The 18,940-nt window shown below is 38.3% G+C and carries 23 protein-coding genes and 3 pseudogenes; 11 read left to right on the forward strand and 15 right to left on the reverse strand.

Annotated elements, in window-relative coordinates; translation table 11 throughout:
• Window positions 1–177 precede the first annotated feature (177 nt).
• Together IQ228_RS05945 and IQ228_RS05950 are read left to right on the forward strand one after the other, a co-directional pair.
• Entirely contained in the window at window positions 178–504 is a 327-nt protein-coding gene (locus tag IQ228_RS05945) for a YbjQ family protein (protein ID WP_027402424.1), read from the forward strand.
• Window positions 505–987: 483 nt separating this feature from the next.
• Entirely contained in the window at window positions 988–1,626 is a 639-nt protein-coding gene (locus IQ228_RS05950) for a hypothetical protein (protein ID WP_027402423.1), read from the forward strand.
• A gap of 26 nt (window positions 1,627–1,652) precedes the next feature.
• Here IQ228_RS05950 and IQ228_RS05955 read toward each other — a convergent pair whose 3' ends face one another.
• Together IQ228_RS05955 and IQ228_RS05960 are read right to left on the reverse strand one after the other, a co-directional pair.
• A complete protein-coding gene (locus IQ228_RS05955) occupies window positions 1,653–2,201 on the reverse strand; it encodes a carbonic anhydrase (protein ID WP_027402422.1) in 549 nt (182 codons plus the stop codon).
• A gap of 219 nt (window positions 2,202–2,420) precedes the next feature.
• On the reverse strand, window positions 2,421–4,109 hold the full coding sequence (locus IQ228_RS05960; protein WP_193962410.1) for a SulP family inorganic anion transporter: 1,689 nt from the start codon (window positions 4,107–4,109) through the stop codon (window positions 2,421–2,423).
• Window positions 4,110–4,209: 100 nt separating this feature from the next.
• On the opposite strand from IQ228_RS05960, the gene IQ228_RS05965 reads away from it, so the two are divergent.
• Together IQ228_RS05965 and IQ228_RS26475 are read left to right on the forward strand one after the other, a co-directional pair.
• On the forward strand, window positions 4,210–4,530 hold the full coding sequence (locus tag IQ228_RS05965) for a hypothetical protein (RefSeq protein WP_027402420.1): 321 nt from the start codon (window positions 4,210–4,212) through the stop codon (window positions 4,528–4,530).
• A 15-nt stretch (window positions 4,531–4,545) separates the two neighbouring features.
• The gene (locus tag IQ228_RS26475; RefSeq protein WP_228043719.1) at window positions 4,546–5,325 is read left to right on the forward strand and encodes a hypothetical protein; all 780 of its coding nucleotides are present in this window, start codon (window positions 4,546–4,548) and stop codon (window positions 5,323–5,325) included.
• Between the two features lie 74 nt (window positions 5,326–5,399).
• Here the strand turns inward: IQ228_RS26475 and IQ228_RS05975 are convergent, their stop codons facing one another.
• From IQ228_RS05975 to IQ228_RS26480, 7 genes and pseudogenes are all read right to left on the reverse strand, one after another.
• On the reverse strand, window positions 5,400–5,660 hold the full coding sequence (locus tag IQ228_RS05975; RefSeq protein ID WP_027402419.1) for a hypothetical protein: 261 nt from the start codon (window positions 5,658–5,660) through the stop codon (window positions 5,400–5,402).
• Between the two features lie 441 nt (window positions 5,661–6,101).
• On the reverse strand, window positions 6,102–6,749 hold the full coding sequence (locus IQ228_RS05980) for a Uma2 family endonuclease (RefSeq protein ID WP_193962411.1): 648 nt from the start codon (window positions 6,747–6,749) through the stop codon (window positions 6,102–6,104).
• 248 nt (window positions 6,750–6,997) lie between these two features.
• The gene (locus IQ228_RS05985; RefSeq protein ID WP_027402417.1) at window positions 6,998–7,225 is read right to left on the reverse strand and encodes a type II toxin-antitoxin system HicA family toxin; all 228 of its coding nucleotides are present in this window, start codon (window positions 7,223–7,225) and stop codon (window positions 6,998–7,000) included.
• Entirely contained in the window at window positions 7,222–7,449 is a 228-nt protein-coding gene (locus IQ228_RS05990) for a type II toxin-antitoxin system HicB family antitoxin (protein WP_201769137.1), read from the reverse strand. The genes IQ228_RS05985 and IQ228_RS05990 overlap by 4 nt, the downstream gene beginning before the upstream one ends.
• A 133-nt stretch (window positions 7,450–7,582) precedes the next feature.
• Entirely contained in the window at window positions 7,583–9,133 is a 1,551-nt protein-coding gene (locus IQ228_RS05995; RefSeq protein ID WP_193962412.1) for a serine/threonine-protein kinase, read from the reverse strand.
• Between the two features lie 714 nt (window positions 9,134–9,847).
• Window positions 9,848–10,837 (reverse strand): PRC-barrel domain-containing protein, encoded by a 990-nt coding sequence (locus IQ228_RS06000; RefSeq protein WP_027402414.1) that lies wholly within the window; start codon window positions 10,835–10,837, stop codon window positions 9,848–9,850.
• A gap of 98 nt (window positions 10,838–10,935) precedes the next feature.
• Window positions 10,936–11,166 (reverse strand): annotated as a pseudogene (locus IQ228_RS26480) (hypothetical protein); the annotation flags it as partial.
• A 140-nt stretch (window positions 11,167–11,306) separates the two neighbouring features.
• Here IQ228_RS26480 and IQ228_RS06005 point away from each other — a divergent pair.
• Window positions 11,307–12,173: a DUF2382 domain-containing protein gene (locus tag IQ228_RS06005; RefSeq protein ID WP_027402413.1), complete on the forward strand. Its 867-nt coding sequence runs from the start codon at window positions 11,307–11,309 to the stop codon at window positions 12,171–12,173.
• 175 nt (window positions 12,174–12,348) lie between these two features.
• Here the strand turns inward: IQ228_RS06005 and IQ228_RS06010 are convergent.
• The 3 genes and pseudogenes from IQ228_RS06010 to IQ228_RS06020 form a co-directional block, all read right to left on the reverse strand.
• Window positions 12,349–12,759, reverse strand: a pseudogene (locus IQ228_RS06010) (type II toxin-antitoxin system VapC family toxin).
• On the reverse strand, window positions 12,759–12,980 hold the full coding sequence (locus IQ228_RS06015) for a hypothetical protein (RefSeq protein WP_015080101.1): 222 nt from the start codon (window positions 12,978–12,980) through the stop codon (window positions 12,759–12,761). Before IQ228_RS06015 ends, IQ228_RS06010 begins: the two are co-directional and overlap by 1 nt.
• Window positions 12,981–13,302: 322 nt before the next feature.
• Window positions 13,303–13,425, reverse strand: a pseudogene (locus IQ228_RS06020) (saccharopine dehydrogenase-like oxidoreductase); the annotation flags it as partial.
• A gap of 109 nt (window positions 13,426–13,534) precedes the next feature.
• Here IQ228_RS06020 and IQ228_RS06025 point away from each other — a divergent pair.
• The 3 genes from IQ228_RS06025 to IQ228_RS06035 are packed head-to-tail and all read left to right on the forward strand — an operon-like array spanning window position 13,535 to window position 14,407.
• On the forward strand, window positions 13,535–13,804 hold the full coding sequence (locus IQ228_RS06025; protein WP_027402411.1) for a hypothetical protein: 270 nt from the start codon (window positions 13,535–13,537) through the stop codon (window positions 13,802–13,804).
• A 9-nt stretch (window positions 13,805–13,813) separates the two neighbouring features.
• Window positions 13,814–14,212: a type II toxin-antitoxin system VapC family toxin gene (locus IQ228_RS06030; RefSeq protein ID WP_027402410.1), complete on the forward strand. Its 399-nt coding sequence runs from the start codon at window positions 13,814–13,816 to the stop codon at window positions 14,210–14,212.
• A 6-nt stretch (window positions 14,213–14,218) separates the two neighbouring features.
• Window positions 14,219–14,407, forward strand: coding sequence for an element excision factor XisI family protein (locus IQ228_RS06035; RefSeq protein ID WP_080683860.1), 189 nt, complete (start codon window positions 14,219–14,221; stop codon window positions 14,405–14,407).
• Window positions 14,408–15,195: 788 nt separating this feature from the next.
• Here the strand turns inward: IQ228_RS06035 and IQ228_RS06040 are convergent.
• Complete coding sequence (locus tag IQ228_RS06040; RefSeq protein ID WP_027402409.1) at window positions 15,196–15,546, reverse strand: DUF5615 family PIN-like protein; 351 nt, start codon at window positions 15,544–15,546, stop codon at window positions 15,196–15,198.
• Window positions 15,543–15,779: a DUF433 domain-containing protein gene (locus tag IQ228_RS06045; protein WP_015080100.1), complete on the reverse strand. Its 237-nt coding sequence runs from the start codon at window positions 15,777–15,779 to the stop codon at window positions 15,543–15,545. Before IQ228_RS06045 ends, IQ228_RS06040 begins: the two co-directional genes overlap by 4 nt.
• A 505-nt stretch (window positions 15,780–16,284) precedes the next feature.
• On the opposite strand from IQ228_RS06045, the gene IQ228_RS26485 reads away from it, so the two are divergent.
• Together IQ228_RS26485 and IQ228_RS06055 are read left to right on the forward strand one after the other, a co-directional pair.
• Window positions 16,285–16,443, forward strand: a complete 159-nt coding sequence (locus tag IQ228_RS26485) for a hypothetical protein (RefSeq protein WP_228043720.1) — start codon at window positions 16,285–16,287, stop codon at window positions 16,441–16,443.
• Between the two features lie 145 nt (window positions 16,444–16,588).
• Window positions 16,589–16,993, forward strand: a complete 405-nt coding sequence (locus IQ228_RS06055) for a type II toxin-antitoxin system VapC family toxin (protein ID WP_027402407.1) — start codon at window positions 16,589–16,591, stop codon at window positions 16,991–16,993.
• Between the two features lie 463 nt (window positions 16,994–17,456).
• Here the strand turns inward: IQ228_RS06055 and IQ228_RS06060 are convergent, their stop codons facing one another.
• Window positions 17,457–17,864 (reverse strand): hypothetical protein, encoded by a 408-nt coding sequence (locus IQ228_RS06060; RefSeq protein WP_370566827.1) that lies wholly within the window; start codon window positions 17,862–17,864, stop codon window positions 17,457–17,459.
• Between the two features lie 18 nt (window positions 17,865–17,882).
• Between IQ228_RS06060 and IQ228_RS27365 the strand changes: the two genes are divergently transcribed.
• Entirely contained in the window at window positions 17,883–18,131 is a 249-nt protein-coding gene (locus IQ228_RS27365) for a hypothetical protein (protein WP_370566828.1), read from the forward strand.
• Window positions 18,132–18,940 lie beyond the last annotated feature (809 nt).

The following is an 18,940-nucleotide window of genomic DNA, read 5'->3' on the forward strand; positions in this document are numbered from 1 at the left end:
CATTTATAGAATATTAATAATTTATTAAAATTACTTGACATCTTCATAACTATAGCCATAAATTAATCCTTTCGCCAACCAATACTGATAAATTACACAAAATTGCAGGTATAATGGAGCGTGGAACGAGGGTTCTCCCTGAATTTGGTAATAGTCATCTAATTTCTCCATAAATGTATGCTTTTAACTACTACTGATGTGATTCAAGGTGCTGTAATTCAATCCTACTTAGGTATTGTTACAGCAGAAGTTGTCTATGGTAGCAATTTTCTCCGGGATTTTTTAGCGAGTATTCGGGATATTGTTGGTGGACGCACTGGCAGCTATGAACGTCTCTTTGAAGAAGGGCAGCGGAAAGCAATGGAGGAATTAGAACAAAGAGCGCAACGTTTAGGCGCAGATGCTGTTGTCGGTATTGCTGTTGATACTGGGACAATTAACGTTGATCAATCTGGTGTTTTATTAGTAATTACAGCCACAGGAACAGCCGTCAAAATTCGTTAATATTTTGATAACTTTGCCATTTTTAAACATTTTTCATCTAGCCAATTTATAACTAAAGAAAGGGTAAACAACTCTTTCTGTTGATAGAGATTGAGAATTATAATTAGCGATTTAATTTTAAACATGGGCATAAAAAAGATTTGATAAGTAGTGAGACAGAATTAATTACACAATGTCATTGTGTTAGCGTAGCGTTAGCCATAGGGAACGAAGTGAAATGAAGCAATTCCAAGGGTTGTGATTGCTTCCCTTCCCTCGCAATGACTGTAAATATTTTTGTCCAATTACTTATAGCGGTATGCACTCTTGGTGAGATACAGTCAGCAAATCCTAAAGCCTGTAGGGGGTTTCCCGCACTCGATTGTATTGCACCCTAAAGATAACTGCTATAAGAAAAAATCCAAAACCAAAGATTTTTCAGGAAAAATATCAAAAATCGAAAACATCAGCAACTTTGCCGCAATAGCAAGGGAGAAAATAGCTATGTCATACGTAAATCGAGTTGGTGAAGAAATAAGTCCTTCTGAATCTTTGATAGCTAGTAGAGTCACTGAATATCGGGACAGAGTGCGCTGGGGTCCAATAGTTTCCGGTGTGTTAGTGGCTTTAGCAACTCAATTAATATTGAGTTCATTTTTTAGCGCCCTTGGTGCAGGGAGAATTGCTGAATCCTTAGCACCAAGAACAGTTGCCCCTACTATTATTAGTAATGTCGGAATTTGGTCAACAATTGCATTATTACTATCCCTATTTATTGGTGCTTGGATCACTACCCGTGCTTGTGGACCCATGCACCGAGATACAGCAATACTCAACGGGGCAATTCTTTGGGCAACAACTTTAGCACTTAGCTCTTTTCTATTAGCAAATGGAGTCTGGGGTGCTTTTGGGGTAGTGGCTTATAATGCAGCACAAGTTATTAATCAACTACAGGAACAAGGTAATGTCATAGCACCAAATGCACCGATCTTAACTGCTGAACAAACTCGTGATGTTGCTGCTGCTACTTCGAGAACTTTGTGGTTTTATGTTTTTGGTTCTTTATTAGGTTTACTTACTGCTTTAGTAGGAGCAGTTGCCGGCGCACGTACCACCTCTAGAACTAATAATTACAATTCTTGATTGAAAGGATTAAAGATGTTCCATTTTTAAAGTTTTGGTAAAATTTGTTGGAATTCTCCTTGATTGAGAGTTGCAAAATACAGTTCAACTTTAAGATCAGGATAGCGATCGCAAATTGATGAATAAGCTTGATTTAAATAATCTGTATGTACTTGCAACTCTCGTTCTGTATCTTTGCTTAAATTAGGATCAATCATCATTGCATAAGCCCCACAATCTTGATGATCAATAATAATAACTGTGTTGATATGATGGAGTTTATAGGATATATCTAACTGATCCCAAAATGCTTCAGCATCAGATTTGTGGGGAAATCCGGTTAAAGCTAATGAAGCACCAGCTAAAGCTGTTAAATCATATTTATCTGTGAGATTTTTATTCCTTAAAAAAGACTGTTCTGCTGTCAAAAACCGGAAGTCAATACAACTCAGAACTAAAGCTTGGGATTGATTGACTGTGGCTTTTGCTGGTGTCGCTGATTGCAGAACAGTAAATGCCACTGCTGCGGGCAGGAAAGATCTAAGAAAATGGCGACGACTAGAACAGCAAAGACATTGATTGATATTTTTATTCATGTTTTACAAAAGAAGGGAACTCTTAACAGGGAACAGGGAACAGGGAACAGGGAACAGGGAACAAATAAGAAACTTTAGTTCTGAGTTTAAAGCTCAGTCAAAAAAAGGATGTTTTTAAAAGATGCGTAGCACGAAAAAAACAGTGTCATTATTTCAATCTCATGTTTTTAAACATGAGTTTTTCCTGTTCCCTGTCGCCCGTTCCCTGTTCCCTCTGAGTTAGTCATTTAATTCCATTAATTCTTGTGATTTCAAATCAATTGCCCCTGGTTGCGAATATTCTATAATTTGAGGAGAGATAGAATAAATAGCATCTGTGGTTGTTTCAAAACAATTGGACAAACCAATAGTTTTTAATAATCCCGAACGTTCTAGCAGTTGTTTAACTTCCGGTTGTAAACCTGTGAGAATTAAACGACAATTATGGCGTTCTAAGTCGTGGTAAATATCCTCTAAAGCCACTAACCCAGTTGTATCCATATTTGGCACAAACCGCAACCGCAGAATTAAGTATTTTACCTCTGGTTCATCTCGAATAAAGGTAGCAAATCTCTCCGCAGCCCCAAAAAATACCGGACCATCTACTCGATAAACAGCAATTTCTTTCCCTAATTCTAGCGAAGTTCCGGGGGGGAATACTTCGGTTTCGGGAATCTTCACCAAACTCAAATCGCTCATGCGTTTGATGAACAAAGCACCGGCAGCAATTAATCCTACCTCCACCGCGAGAACTAAGTCAAATAAGATTGTCACCAACCAAGTCAAAATCATCACCGCAAAGTCAGAATAGGTAGCCCGCATTAACAAGCCAATGGCTTCCCATTCAATCATTCGCACACTCACCACCATGAGAATTCCTGCCAATGCGGCTAGGGGAACTTGGGCAGCTAAGGGTGCTAAGGTGAGAACAATAATGGCTAATGCCACGCCGTGAATTACTCCAGAAAGTCGGGTTTTGCCACCAGAACGGACATTAACAGCAGTTCGCGCGATCGCCCCCGTGGCAGGAATACCACCAAAAAATGGGACAATGATATTTGCTAACCCTTGACCAATTAATTCGCGATCGCTATTATGTTTCTCACTGACCGTCATCCCATCAGCCACCACCGCTGATAATAAAGATTCTATACTTCCCAATGCGGCTAAAGCCAAAGCTGGATTAATTAGTTCTCGAATTACACTAAAATCATTCCAGTGGGGAATCCCTTGGGGCATGGGTAAAGATTGGGGAATTGCGCCAATTGTGGGAACATTCAGATGGAAATAAGTAGCTATTCCCGTCGCTAACACCAACCCCACCAAAGAACTGGGTATGGTATTATTAATTTTTGGCCACAAAACTGTAGTGACAATTACCACAATTGCCAGTGCCACTGCTGCCCAATTTAAAGCTTCTACATGAGTTAAACTTTGCCAAACTCCCGGCAAAAAATGTTCACTTCGGGGTAATTTTAACCCAAAGAAATTATTTAATTGACCACAAAAAATAATGACAGCAATCCCATTAGTAAAACCTGCTGTCACTGGGTAGGGAATAAACTTCACTAGCTGTCCGAGTTTGGCCACACCCAAAGCAATTTGGATAATTCCCGCCATTACCCCCGCAATCCAAACTTTCTCAATCCCGTATTTAGCAACAATTCCCACCAAAACCACGGCCATTGCCCCCGTTGGTCCGGTAATCTGGACTGGAGAACCACCAAAAATGGCCGCCACAATTCCCGCAACAATAGCAGTATAGAGTCCCGCTTTTGGTTCGACTCCACTGGCTACAGCAAAAGCTAAAGCCAAAGGTAATGCTACTACTGCTGCTGTTAATCCTCCCGTCAAATCGCCACGGAAACTACTCAACCAAGGACCTAGACGCGAAAGCTTTGATTCTTGCAGGGTATCAGAGATTGCCATATTGTTATTTCAACTTTTATACAAAATTAGTTGATACACGAAATATATGTTATTCTATCTTTTCTAAGTCTAAGGTACATGATTTTTCAAGTTTAAGCCTGTGGAAAAAATACCAGATGAAGCCTTAGTAGTGCGAGGAGGCCGCAACCGTCCAGAAGATATCCAAATGGGAATAGGTACTCATCCCAGTGGAATAATAGGAATTTCCATACAATGTGAGGTAGGATTATCAATAGAGGAATTAGTAAAAGTAATTCCTCATGGGCAAATAGGTGTTACAACAGTGGGAGAAGTTCGTAAAGCATGTGGTGATGTAATTAGAACTTCTGGAAGAGGTTATCATGCAACACTAACTGGTTTAACTCCAGAACAAATCAGTAATCTTCTAACACCTACAATACCTAAACCAAAGCAACAATAGTCATGGAGGTTATCTATGAACACACCAGCACATTCTTTAAAATCGCCGGAAGATAATAACCAACAAAAACTTGTAGGTAATAGATTGAGAGTTTTTGCTGATTTTAATAACGCTGATGAACAGGATTGTCTTCGTTTAAATTGTATTGGTACTATTGATGATTTAGCCAGGCAAAAAATTGAATTAAAAGATGGTCAATCACTGACTTTTTATAGCGAAGACTTAGAAGTAGATGGAATAGTGAAATATTCTGAAGAAGAGAATATTTGGGTTGCAGTTATTGATTGGAATAACATTAGACAAACGGAAGAGATAAAAGTATCCGAGAGAAAATTACTTGAGTTCTTGGAAAAGCTAACATATACTTCTCAAGTCTTGGGTAAGGTTGAAAATACTTCCAAACCAGATGATAAAAGTTTAATCCAGAATGAGCTTGAACCTTTACTTGATGAAATGAAAGATGATTTGAAATATGCTCATGCTGGACTTACTCATGATCAAGAGATTAGTGATCATGAATTCTATAACCAATTTGTGGGTACTTTTGGGAAAGAAGAAGCCGATGAAGTATGGGCTGCTAGACAATGGAATACAAAGCTTGTTCTTAAAGATTTTCTGCTTATACTAATGGACGAGCCTGAATTACGTCAAAGAATTGAAAACAGAGGAGTCAATTTTGATGAATATATTGCTCTAATTTCTCAGCAAGAGCAGGTTAAAGAGTCTGAAACTGCGACGCAACAAATAGACAAGCAAGCAATGGACAGATTAATAGAATTAGTCTGCTTTCGCTAATTCTAGTAGTTATCCCGCTTGTTTCAAGGCATTGCAATCAAAAAGCTGGCAGTCTATGAATGACGGATTATTTACTACCACTTCAAAAACGCTTCCTCAATTCCCTTCTCTCTTCTAACTTTCGCATCAATTTCAAACCAAGTAATAATTTGCTTTGTCGTCAATTCCTCAATAGAAACATCATATTCCTTAGCAATATGTTGTAAAATCCGCAAAGAAGAAATTGTCAGTCTAGTTAAAAACTTCTCAGGAGAAGACAACAAGGCCGCGTCAACTTGAGCGGATTCTTCCGAAGATAAAAATTGAGTTGATGATTGATTAGGTGAAATATCCATAATAATTCAAAATTCTGTTTAATCGAGAAGTTGCCTTTTTACCATTAAATCATATTATTGTACCCCCTGAGCAATAAAAGCCGAGCAATAAGTAACTCAAAACGGTTGAGACATGGAATGAAAGTAAAATCACGAAAACCCTAGATTGGTAGGGGTTTAGCAATGCTTAATGGTGTCAACTTAACGTAAAATCCATAACCCGACTAGGAATGAATTCCCAGTCTCATAGCAGAAGTCATCTGAAGATGACTAAAAGAACTAGAAAATTTTTGAACTTGTTTAGTTTACTTTAGTAAACTTTAGCTATTAGCCCTGATAGCGTAGCGTGGCGTAAGCCATAATTCATTTTAGGGTGGGTCTGTCAGCCAAACAAATAAGCCGTGTTGGGTATAACTCAACCTTAAAAAACATAATACCCAGATTTCCGACTTCTTAATTTAATCAGGAAATTTGTGTTTTTAACCAACTCCGAAAATTCTTAATCATTGACACTTCACCCACTTGTAAACTAGAAGCTAAAAACTGAGGGATTTCTGTATTTAAAGGTAAATTCGCAAAGGTTGGTGAACCATTGCAAGAAATATATTTATCCTCAGATAAACTATAAATTTGCATCACAGGTTCTTCATAACGCCAAACTTCAGGAACACCTAAAGCTAAATAAATCGGTAATTTATCAATAGAAGAACTAGCATAATCAACTTCTATTACTAAATCAGGTGGGGGATCTTGAGTTAAATCTAAACTGGTTTTATTTCTCATGATTGGTTCATTTTGAATATAGAAACTAGAATCAGGTTCTACACCTCTAGCTAAATCTTCTCTTTTACAAGTTAATGAACCAGTGCTTTTGACATTGAGATTTAACTCTTCAACTAAAGTATCAATTATTTTTTCTATCAATCTTTTATTATGTTCATGGGGCATTAATGGAGTCATAATTTCTAAGATTCCCTGATTATAAGTAAACCTGTTATGGCGATCGCCACCAGTTTCTAATAAAATTCGTTCAAAAGTATTCCAAGAAATATTATGGAGGATAACGCTACTGGTGTGAGTGTCGCTGTGAGTAGGTGCTAAAGTTACCATAAATTCACCTCGCAGTTTTAATTGTTCTATTATATACTATAATCAATTTCAATTAAAGGAAATGATTGATAAAACGGAGTTAATAACAAAAGTTTGTCAATTTTTAATTTTGACTTATTAATATTCAGTAGGTTGGGTTGAGGAACGAAACCCAACACACTTTGCTATACTACCGTAAATGTTGGGTTTCACTTCGTTCTACCCAACCTACAATAAATATTATTTTACATAAAAGGAACGGTAGATCCCTAATTTAAAAGCTCTATCAGTTCATCTTTAGTTAAATCTGCATCTCGAATTATTTTTACTAATAAACCTTTGCCGATAGTTTTACCACTATGAGAAGGAATAGAAACAACTCGATTATCTTCATGTTTCATTCTTACATGACTTCCCTTTTGTCTGACTATATAAAAACCTGCTTTTTCTAATGCAGCAATCAGTTCTTCTCCTGTAATTGTTGGTAATTTAGTCATGATAATACTACTTTTTGCACACCGATAAATTCTGTTGTTAATTCCTCTTCTAATTCTTCCAAACACATTTCAATAACTTCTTTAATATTTTTCATTAATTCATCAATAGTTTCTCCTTGACTATAACAGGCTTTTAGTTGAGGAACTTCACCAATATACATACCATCTTCATCTCTTTCAATTACTACATAAAATTCTTTGTTTTTCATGGTTTTATTTGTCATTGCGATAGGTTACTAATAAAGTTAGCAATATTCGATTTGTATTATAACACAAAGGAAAGATCCCCGACTTCTTAATTTAATCTTTTGTAAATAATGATAATTTATCAAAGAAGTCGGGGATCTAAATGCAGGTTTAGCCATTTGCAAATATTGGGAAGAATTGATAAAGTAACCAGCCTAAAAATATGCTTAACCAAGATGTGGCAAGTATGATTAAAAATTGATGCCATTTTCTGAAAGATTTGGCTAACTCTTCATTTGCATAAATATAAATTAAGGAAAGTAGAATATTAAAAATACAAACCCCAATATAGGCAAAAACAGTAGTCCAACTCTGACTAGCTGCGACTACAGTAAATAATAGAAATATTGCTAATGATATAGGTATAGGCAAAGCTGACGACCAACCGTAGTGTTTAGTCATTAGCCAAGATAAAGGTACAAACAAACCCGTAGGAAAACTGAAGAACATACCTGTCAAAATCGATTCTGAGAAAATATGATGAAGATTAGACGAAAAGGAAACCGGACAAACACCCCATATGGAAACAAGTCCAAAAATAACAACTAAACGCACAGTTTTGTCAGCATCATATTGAGAACCACCAGATACCATACTAGGAAAAATAATTATAGTAATTATCAGTTTTGCTAAGTCATTCTTAGGATTAGTCGAAAATGATCCAAATAAAAAGCCACAAACTAAATGGTAAAAACCAATACATCCTAATTGTAAACAAGGAATATTATTTATTTTAACCCTTGCTTTTAGAGAATTATTAGCACCTACAATAACAGGAAATGTTTTCTCAGTCTTAATTGTTTGATGTTCTATTTTCTGACTAACCTGATAAACCTGATTACTAAAATCAGGCAATAACTTTAACCATTGTCTCATAGATTGGGGACGATTTTCTGCTTCTAAATTCATTCCTTTGAGTATTGCCAGATTCAACTCATTACTAATACCAACAATATATTTATTAGGAGGAATTAAAGGCTTATTATATAACTTTCTATCCAGCGAACTTTCAGGACGTTTACCTGTAACTGCATAATATAAAGAAGCAGCAAGAGTATAAACATCAATCGTTACTTGTCTATTACCTCCCATTTGTTCATAGGGTGCAAAGGCAATATTAGCGGGATGATGAGAAGTAAAATATCCATCTTGGGGCATTATTTCCCCAGCAATACCAAAGTCAATTAAAACAGCTTTACCATTTTTTTGTACCATAATATTACCAGGGTGTGCATCCCGATGAACTAAACCCTGATGATGAACAAAAATTAAAGCCTCTCCAATTTGTTTTATATATCCTACTGCTTCTAATTCTGGTAATGCTCCCTGTTTTTGGACTAAATTAAATAAACTTTCACCCGGTACAAAGTCCATTACTAAACAATATGTTTTACTATCTTCAAATAATTCTGTTACACGAACAATATTCGGGTGTGGTTGTTGAGAAAGTTGTGCTAATTTGCGTCCTTCTTGAATAAATCTTTTTACATAATTGGGATATTCAGAATCATTTTTTAGGATTTCATTCGGCGTTTTTATAACTACCCACTGCTTTAAAAGTGTATGTTGTGCTTGATACGTAATTCCAAAACCACCTTCTCCCAGGACTTTTTCAATAACGTATCTTCCACCCTGTAATTTATACCCCTTTTGCCAAACCATAGGTTACAAATGCCTAAAATATAATTATGTTCATTTTTGCACAGCACCAAGCCCTGGCGATTAGAAATCGCGGCTATACAAACAAAGTCCGCCTGCGCGGACTCACGGAAAATCAAGGTTTTCAAACCCGCGCAGGCGGGTTTTGCCTGTGTAGCCGTGACTTTAAAAGTGTATGTTGTGCTTGATACGTAATTCCAAAACCACCTTCTCCCAGGACTTTAAAAGAAATATTTAAAGAGGGAATTATCACAGAAGAAGAATATCTAAATGCAGGTTTAGCGATTTGCAAATATTGGAAATATTTGATAAACTAACCAGCCTAAAAATATCCCTAATGAAGATGGACTAATCAGAATTAAACATAATTAAGGGCGCAGACCCTGCGCCCCTACAGGATTGGCGATGAAACTTTGTACCTCATAACATCAGGAAGTGCTGTATCATCTCACCGTTCATAATTTGGCTGAGGTATTGAAGCAAATCTCTCGTTTAGTTGGTGTTGCACCAATTAATAAATTCTTTCTCGTTGTGGAAAACTGGCTTTGGGTAAGGATGTGTGTACACGGTAGCCGATGCTTTGGGGGGAAACCGGAAAAATTAGTTCCCTCCCCAAAGCATCGGGGAGGGTTAAGGTGGGGTAATTTGAGGAATAATGGTGATTCGATAACTTGTGTGTACACCGTAGCTACTTATAGTAGAGGGAGTTTACAAAACTTAATATCCGCCTTCTTCTTCGTATTCCACTTGTCGTTCCTTAACCTTTTTGGGAATATTTACAGGCTTTGGTGCATCATCCCAGGCATCACCGTCTAGATCATCATCATAGTCATCATACTGGTCAGCGTAGGTCTTTTTGGCAGGTTTGGCTTCCGCTCTGGGGGCTTCCTGATAACTATCTCTTACCGTTGCATCACTCCAGTTATCTTCTTCGTCTTCTTCATACTGAATTGACTCGTAGGAACGGGCTTTCATCACCTGACGCTGGGGTCTTTCTTCTTCTACATAGTCTTCCGTCCATTCCTCTTCTTGGGCTATGGGTTCAGGAATGCGGACTTTGGGACGAGGTGGTTGGAGAGGAACACCACTAGGTAATTGATTACTGGGTGCAACTGTCCGAGGGGCGCTATAGCCAAATTCTTCTTCTGCATCTCTTTCCCAAGGGGCTTTACCGATTCCCAGCCGTTCTAAAACGCCCACAGTTAACTGGTTTACTCTTTCTTCAGCACCTTCAAACACAATTAACCGACTAGGTCCGGTGCTGACTACTTCATCAATGGATAGTTCATAGGTACTCAAAAACTGGTCGGGGATTTGGGGTAATCCCAAGGAGGCAATGACGATAGAGTATATTTTACCCGTTTCGCCATTAAATTTAAAGCCTCTTACTTTGCCTAAAACTTCACCTGTTTCGGTGATTACTTCCCAGTTCATCAGGTTACTGAGAATCTCCACTTCTACATCTTCGATGACATCCTCGTTATCAACTAAGATGACATCACCGATTTGGTTGATGGTGTTGAGATACATATTGCGAGGCAAACTAGAAATAGAGATCAGGCTGTCTCGCAAACTTAGTGCCACAACCTCTCTTTGATCAACATCAACCCAAATTTGACTCACGATACCTAACCGCTTACCGTTGTCGCGGGTGATTACCTGAGTGTTTAATATATCTGAACGTCTAACTATTTGTTCTGAAGTCATTCTATAGGTCTTCCTGTTCGCGTAGCGTGCCGTAGGCAATCTCGAATCTGGTTTATGTATATGTCTATTTTTAACAGAAATTTGTCAGTTGTCAGTTGTCAGTTGTCATTGGTAAACTTTTTTCCTGTTCCCTGTTCCCTGTTACCTAACTTAATACTCAAAACTTGAGTATCCGCGCCTCTGGCTTGAGTTACGCCAATTGTGCGTTGGGCTGATTGATTCTATCATCGGACGGCGCAAACTCACAATTATAAAGCTTGTTCCGCCTGTTGTCTGATCATTCTAGCTAATCATTCCCTGTTTGGCCCATTTAAAAACATATCAACTTCGTAATTGTAGCTGGATATCCTGATAATACATTTCCACCAGAACAGCAAGATTTATTGATATTAATATCCTTCTTTAGAAAGAAGAAGTAAAAAATTTTATTTTTAAAATTATAAGTATAGCTGTTTGGAGCTAAATGAATATGGCTTTATACAAAATTGAAGACTTTACTCCTGACTCTAACTATGATAGTCCAGGGTTGGATGACAGTGAAGTTGAAAAGATTAAGCATTTTGATGTCTATTCAGACATAGATGATGATAAAGTTGGCACTATTAAATACATATTAGTAGATGATTCAGGGCGTTTGCGTTATTTAGTTGTGGACACAGGGTTTTGGTTTTTTGGTAGACAAGTATTGTTACCAATTGGACGTTCCCGAATTGACTATGATAAACGTCGGGTGTACGCGAATAAGCTGACAAAGCAGCAGGTAGAAAATTTACCAGATTTTAAAGATCTGCAAGAAATTGATTACGACTATGAGGAACGGGTGCGGGGTGTTTATCGTCCAGCAATAGCACAAGAACCTTTAGAGTCATCAACACCGCTAGAGTCACCGATAGCTGTAGATTCTCCACTAGTTTCTCATGAGCGCACAATAGTTACTCCTGCTGTTCCTGTTGAACGGAATACATATAGGTATGAGGAAGAACCAAATCTTTACAATGTGAATGAGCAGGATCACCAAAACCTGAAACTATATGAAGAACGTTTAGTAGCTAATAAATCTCGTGTGAAGACAGGAGAAGTAACTATTAGTAAGCAACTATATACTGAGATGGTAACAGTTTCTGTACCTGTTCAGAAAGAACGCATAGTCATTGAACACGCCAGTGCAGAGACGGGTATTAAAACTGTATCACTAACTGAAGCTGATTTAGGTGAAGGAGGAGTAAAAATCAAGAAAATAGTTGAACAGGATACAGTTGAAGCGGAAGATACTATTCGTCGTGAAGAATTAGACGTGACTCGGAATGATCAACGAGTAACTGAGAGAAGAAACTAATTAATTAACCGAAAGTTGGCTGATTTTACAATGACTCAATTATCGCACTTACTAACGCAAGGCGATCGCGTAAGCGCTGACTTGTCAGTTCGCTGATTAAACTTAAAATCAATTGGCGATTCCTGCGGAGTGCTTCGCTATCGCACTGATAGCTGTAATGCTTACAGTTAAAAGATTACAAAATATCTATTTCCCAGTCTTCCAATTGTAGTTGGGGAATGCGTGAAAATTCTTTAGTATTATGGGTAACTAAGATCAAATTATTCGCTAAAGCAATAGCAGCAATTTGTAAATCGTAAGCTCCAATAGGTGTTCCATTAGCAGCAAGTTAGGCGCGAATCTCTCCGAAAATTCTAGCAGACTGGTCATCAAATGGCAAAGACACAAATTGACTCAAAAATCCTTGCTGTAACGTCAGATTACGCTCTGGGTTAGCACTACGAATTGATCCGTAAAATAATTCACCCTTCACAACTGAACAAACAGCAATTTCTGAAAGTGGGATATTATCCAGCTTTTGTTTTAAATGAAAGTTTTTGCCCTTGAGATAAATAATACAGGCATTAGTGTCTAGCAGATAAATCATCAAAATAGCTCTCTTTCTGCTTGTTCTGGCTGTGGATGTCTGATAAATGTTTCATCTTGAATACAACCATAAAAATCACTCAATTTTGTTGTTGTTTTTGTTGGTGATGCTGATTCATAAACAAGAATAATATCTAATTCCGTTCCTTCTGTTGTTTCGGGTAATTGAATTTGTAAAAGTCCATTTTTACCAATTAGCGATCGCACTCTCATACTTTGCATAACTATTTACCTCTTTTGAATATCTGTTCTTTAAGTTCTTGTAACAACATAGATAGCTCCTATGCTGGAATGGTTGTCTAATGTTGTCTATTCAGTATATTATAAACGATCTTGCTTTATAAGTCTAATTTGAGCGATTCCTAGGTCGCGCTAGTTCCCTCCGGGACGCAATGCGAACGCTATCGCACCTTATCAATCCACCTACAAGCGATTCCTAGGTCGCGCTAGTTCCCTCCGGGACGCAATGCGTTCGCTATCGCACTTTATCAATCCAACCTACAAGCGATTCCTGCGGAGCGCTTCGCTATCACACTTGGTCAATCCAACCTATGAGCGATCGCACTGCTACGAGGATCATTTCGCGTTTGCTGGATAGGAGTTTTGCGGATGCTTGGCCAAGTCTACCAAAACCTAAGACTCCGATGCAGAGGGGTTGTTTGTTCATTGTGTTTTTTCTCTGTCTGGTTAATGGTTAATTATGCGTTATTTTTCTGAGTTCTCATGGAGAAAAAAGCTATAATTACTAGAACGTTATTTAAGGTAGCTTAAAAATCGTGAGTAAAGTATTAACCTTGGAACTGAATGATGACGTTTATAAAGTTTTGCAACAACAAGCTACAGCAGTGGGAGTTTCAGTAGCCGAATTAGTTGCAACTTCTCTAAATCGTCAATATAGCTTGTTAGTTAGTCCTCAATCTGATAGTGAGGAAGCACGTCAGCGTTTGCTTGGCTATGCTGGTGTAATTAGTCTCGGTTACGCTACAGGTATAGATAATGAAGGCATTGATGCTGATCTGGCTAAGGCTTATGATAATAATTTATAGGGTATAATTGTGTTACTTGATACATCAGGGTTGCTCTGTTTTCTTCATCAAGATGAAGCTCAACACAAAACAGCAGTTGAATTAATTTCTAATTATAACGGTCGTTTTATCACACATAACTATGTTCTCGCTGAGTTGATAGCTTTGTCATTAGTTCGACGTTTTCCTCGTTCAACGGTGTTAATGTATTCGTTGGAATTAATGGAAAATCCAAATGTAGAGATGGTTTGGGTTGATGAAATTTTACATCGGGAAGCAATGGATTTATTGTTAGTTCGACAAGATAAAACATATTCTTTGTGTGATGCTATCAGTTTTGTGTTGATGCGGAAGAAAGGAATTAGGGAAGCGTTGACTACTGATAAACATTTTGAGCAAGAAGGATTTACTCGTTTATTGCAATCTTAAACTTAAATGGATTCTTTAACTAATCAATATCGTCAGATTATTAAAAATGTTATTCAAGAATATGCTGATTTTTTTGATAATGATGAACAGGTGAAGGTGGAAGTGGTGTTAGATGAAAAAAATGATCATTATTTATTAGTAGAAACTGGTTGGGAAAATCGCACTTTATCAATCCAAACTACAAACGATTCCTAGGTCGCGCTAGTTCCCTCCGGGACGCAATGCGTTCGCTATCGCACTTTATCAATCCAACCTACAAACGATTCCTAGGTCGCGCTAGTTCCCTCCGGGACGCAATGCGAACGCTATCGCACCTTATCAATCCAAACTACAAGCGATTCCTAGGTCGCGCTTCGCTATCGCACCTTAGAGGGTGTTTGAAAAGTTTTGAATGTATAAATTGACCCCTCTCCAAACCTCTCCCCGACGCGGGGAGAGGCTTTGAAAACCCCATTCCCTGGTAGGGAAGGGGGCAGGGGGGTTAGGTTTTTGGAGATTATGGGTTTCATCTGATACTTTTCAAACAACCTCTTATCAATCTAACCTACAAGCGATTCCTAGGTCGCGCTAGTTCCCTCCGGGACGCAATGCGAACGCTATCGCACTTGCTCAATCCAAACTACAAGCGATTCCTAGGTCGCGCTTCGCTATCGCACCTTATCAATCTAACCTACAAGCGATTCCTAGGTCGCGCTTCGCTATCGCACCTTAGAGGGTGTTTGAAAAGTTTTGAATGTATAAATTGACCCCTCTCCAAACCTCTCCCCGACGCGGGGAGAGGCTTTGAAAACCCCCTTCCCTGGTAGGGAAGGGGGGCAGGGGGGTTAGGTTTTTGGAGATTATGGGTTTCATCTGATACTTTTCAAACAACCTCTTATCAATCTAACCTACAAGCGATTCCTAGGTCGCGCTTCGCTATCGCACCTTATCAATCTAACCTACAAGCGATCGCTGATTACACTTCCCCAACAGGCGAACTCGCACTAATGAATAATCAAACTATCTCTAGTCATTTCTAAAAAATCATAGGTCAAAAACAATTCGATTATTTGAGTGATATTTTGTAGAAAAAGTTGTTCAATTTGTTTGTTACTAATATTACCTGTGGTTATTAGTAGTAATTTGTAAGGCTCTTGTTTGATTAAAAAAGAATCTAAAAAATCTTTATCTTTGGTAATAACAATTCTCTGTTCCAGGATTGATAGTTTGTTGATTTCCGAATCTGGAGTTGCATTTTTTAAAGGAAGATTTTTGGTATGTATAACATCATAACCTAAGTTATCTAATAAATTGGCAATTCGCATTGGTAATTGAGCATCAATCAAGAATTTCATGAAACTAATTGGAGAATACTTTTAACTTGAGTAAGTCGAGTAGCAAAGCTGAGAACTGCTAAAATGTCTTCGTATTCTAAATCATCATAATCTTCTAAAATATCATCAATATTCATGCCTGAACTCAAAAGTTCTAAGATCATTTCCACCGGATAGCGCAATCCACGAATACAGGGTTTACCATGACAAATATCATGGTTAATTGTTATTCTATTTAATAGAAGGTTATTCATGATATTAGATGTTATGTTGGCACTAAATTAATTGTACTTGATTTTTCGAGTTCTATGACAATAGAAAAAAGCGAACTGAAAGTCACCGTTGCGCGACTCTTACAGAGCGCTTCGCTATCGCACTTTATCAATCCAACCTACCGGCGATTCCTAGGTCGCGCTAGTTCCCTCCGGGACGCAATGCGTTCGCTATCGCACTTTATCAATCTAACCTACGAGCGATTCCTGCGGAGCGCTTCGCTATCGCACTTTAGTCAATCTAACCTACGAGCGATTCCTAGGTCGCGCTAGTTCCCTCCGGGACGCAATGCGTTCGCTATCGCACTTTATCAATCCAAACTACAAACGATTCCTAGGTCGCGCTTCGCTATCGCTTGACATTCAAAACAGTCGCTACAAACTTTTGGGGACTCATTGGTGATTTAAAAGTGTTAGTATAAATAATTCCCAAAAGTTCACAAACTTGATATAATGGACATAAAGACTATTTAGTGAGGTAATAATTATGTTATCAACTGATATGAAACAAGAATCAATAATTAAGAGAATTGAGAATGTTGTTGCTATTTTAATGGAAGAACGTCCTTTATTTAAAGAGGATATAAATTATACGAAAATGGTTCAAGATTTAGTAAAAGTATTTAAAGAAAACTTTTCTTTGTAAGAATTTAGTCAGATATCAGAAGAAAGTCTTAAAAAGCGTTGTAGTGGTATCATGGCTCTACACCTTTTGGCTAAAATAGGAGAGGATTTTACTCCTGAACAAATGGCAATTTTTGATGATGCAGTTAAAAGAAAATAGAAAATTTATGAATTATTTATTAGATACTAATATTGTTTCTTTAGCACTCAAACAAAATTCCCAAATTCTTCACAAGATTACAATTAGTGAGTCTAAGGAAGAAAAGATTTTTATTAGTTGTATCACCTATTTTGAAATTAGGCGAGGTTTTTTAGCGGTTGATGCACCAAAACAAAGAGCAAGATTTGAGGAATTTTGTCAAGAATATCCGATTATTTTCTTAGATGATTTAGCAATTTTAGAAAAAGCTGCTCAAATTCATGCTAATTTGAGATTAAGGGGTGTACCAATTCAAACTGAAGATGTTTTAATCGCTGCTACTGCTATTCTTAAAGATTTAATTGTGGTTTCTAATGATAGTGATTTGGACAGAGTTGAGGGTTTAAGTTTAGAGAATTGGGTAGAATTATGATGATTAAATTATTTTTTGGCTGATGTATTTAAAACTGTAGGTTTGGTTAAGCTGTTATTGGGTTTTTCGCATTTGGTCAGGGTGTAAGTGGCGAACTCGCACTTTATCAATCTAACCTGTGAGCGATTCCTAGGTCGCGCTTCGCTATCGCAATTTATCAATTCAACCTACAAGCGATTCCTGCGGAGCGCTTCGCTATCGCACTTTATCAATCTAACCTACAAGCGATTCCTAGGTCGCGCTTCGCTATCGCACTTGGTCAATCTAACCTACAAGCAATCGCATTTTATCAATCTAACCTATGAGCGATTCCTAGGTCGCGCTTCGCTATCGCACTTAGTCAATCCAACCTATGAGCGATTCCTGCGGAGCGCTTCGCTATCGCACTTTATCAATCGAACCTATGAGCGATTCCTGCGGAGCGCTTCGCTATCGCACTTCCTAACACCACCTACGAGCAAGTTTAGTTTTTTGCAGACTCATTCAGTTGCTGCTGAATCTGTTGAACTTCCTCGATCGATAAACCTGTGGAAGATACAATAAGATTGAGTGCCACGCCACCGCGTAGAAGATTAAGCGCGATCGCCCGCTTCTCCTCTTTCCGAGCATCTCTTTCAATCGAACGATAAACAGTGGATTCCTGCATGATGTCTCTCCGTAGTATGCGATAAACGATCTCATCTTCTAATTTTAGCCCAGCCAAAATCCCTGATGCTGCCATCAGGTTTGCTTTTGTTGTAGGGTCTACAATCTGATCCACCCTTTTAGCTACTTGGCGCAACGTTTCCTCGGCATTCACACTTTCACCCAAAACCGCAAAGGGAATCAGCCCAGGATATTGCAGGAAAAGTGATGCAGGTTGTTCCCACAATCGGATGACATCAAACTCATGGCGCGTTCCGAGGGTTGGATTTGTGTCAGGGTGACAGGTTCACCCAAAAGCCAACTGGCAAAGTCAGCAGAGAAATTTTCGGCAAGAAATCGGCAGGTATCGTCATACATGAAAAAATTATACGATAATATCCGCTTACTCAATTCAAAGTCGGATAGAATTCTTCCCTTGGTTTTATCCAGAATTTTTCTGTATAACGGTACAATTGAACGCACTTTATCAATCCAACCTACAAGCGATTCCTAGGTCGCGCTTCGCTATCGCACTTTATCAATCTAACCTACAAGCGATTCCTAGGTCGCGCTTCGCTATCGCACTTTATCAATCTAACCTACGAGCGATCGCACTGAAGCTATCAGGTAGGTTCAGGGTAATTTGCATCAAGTTGTCCTCACGCAGTCACTTCTAATTTTAACTTTATCAATCCAACCTACGAGCGATTCCTGCGGAGCGCTTCGCTATCGCACCTTATCAATCCAACCTACAAGCGATTCCTAGGTCGCGCTTCGCTATCGCACTTTATCAATTTAACCTACAAGCGATTCCTGCGGAGCGCTTCGCTATCGCACTTTATCAATTTAACCTACAAGCGATTCCTGCGGAGCGCTTCGCTATCGCAATTTATCAATCTAACCTACAAGCGATTCCTACGGAGCGCTTCACTATCGCAATTTATCAATCTAACCTACGAGCGATTCCTGCGGAGCGCTTCGCTATCGCACTTTATTAATCTAACTTACAAGCGATTCCTGCGGAGCGCTTCGCTATCGCAATTTATCAATTCAACCTACAAGCGATTCCTGCGGAGCGCTTCGCTATCGCACTTTATCAATTTAACCTACAAGCGATCGCAATTTATCAATCCAAGCAACAAGCGATTCCTAGGTCGCGCTTCGCTATCGCACTTTATCAGTTTAAACTGTGAGCGATCGCTTGACATTCAAAACAGTCGCTACAAACTTTTGGGGACTCATTGGTGATTTAAAAGTGTTAGTATAAATAATTCCCAAAAGTTCACAAACTTGATATAATGGACATAAAGACTATTTAGTGAG

Origin of the sequence: Dolichospermum sp. LEGE 00246 (assembly GCF_015207865.1) — a bacterium.
Taxonomy (GTDB): Bacteria; Cyanobacteriota; Cyanobacteriia; order Cyanobacteriales; family Nostocaceae; genus Dolichospermum; species Dolichospermum heterosporum.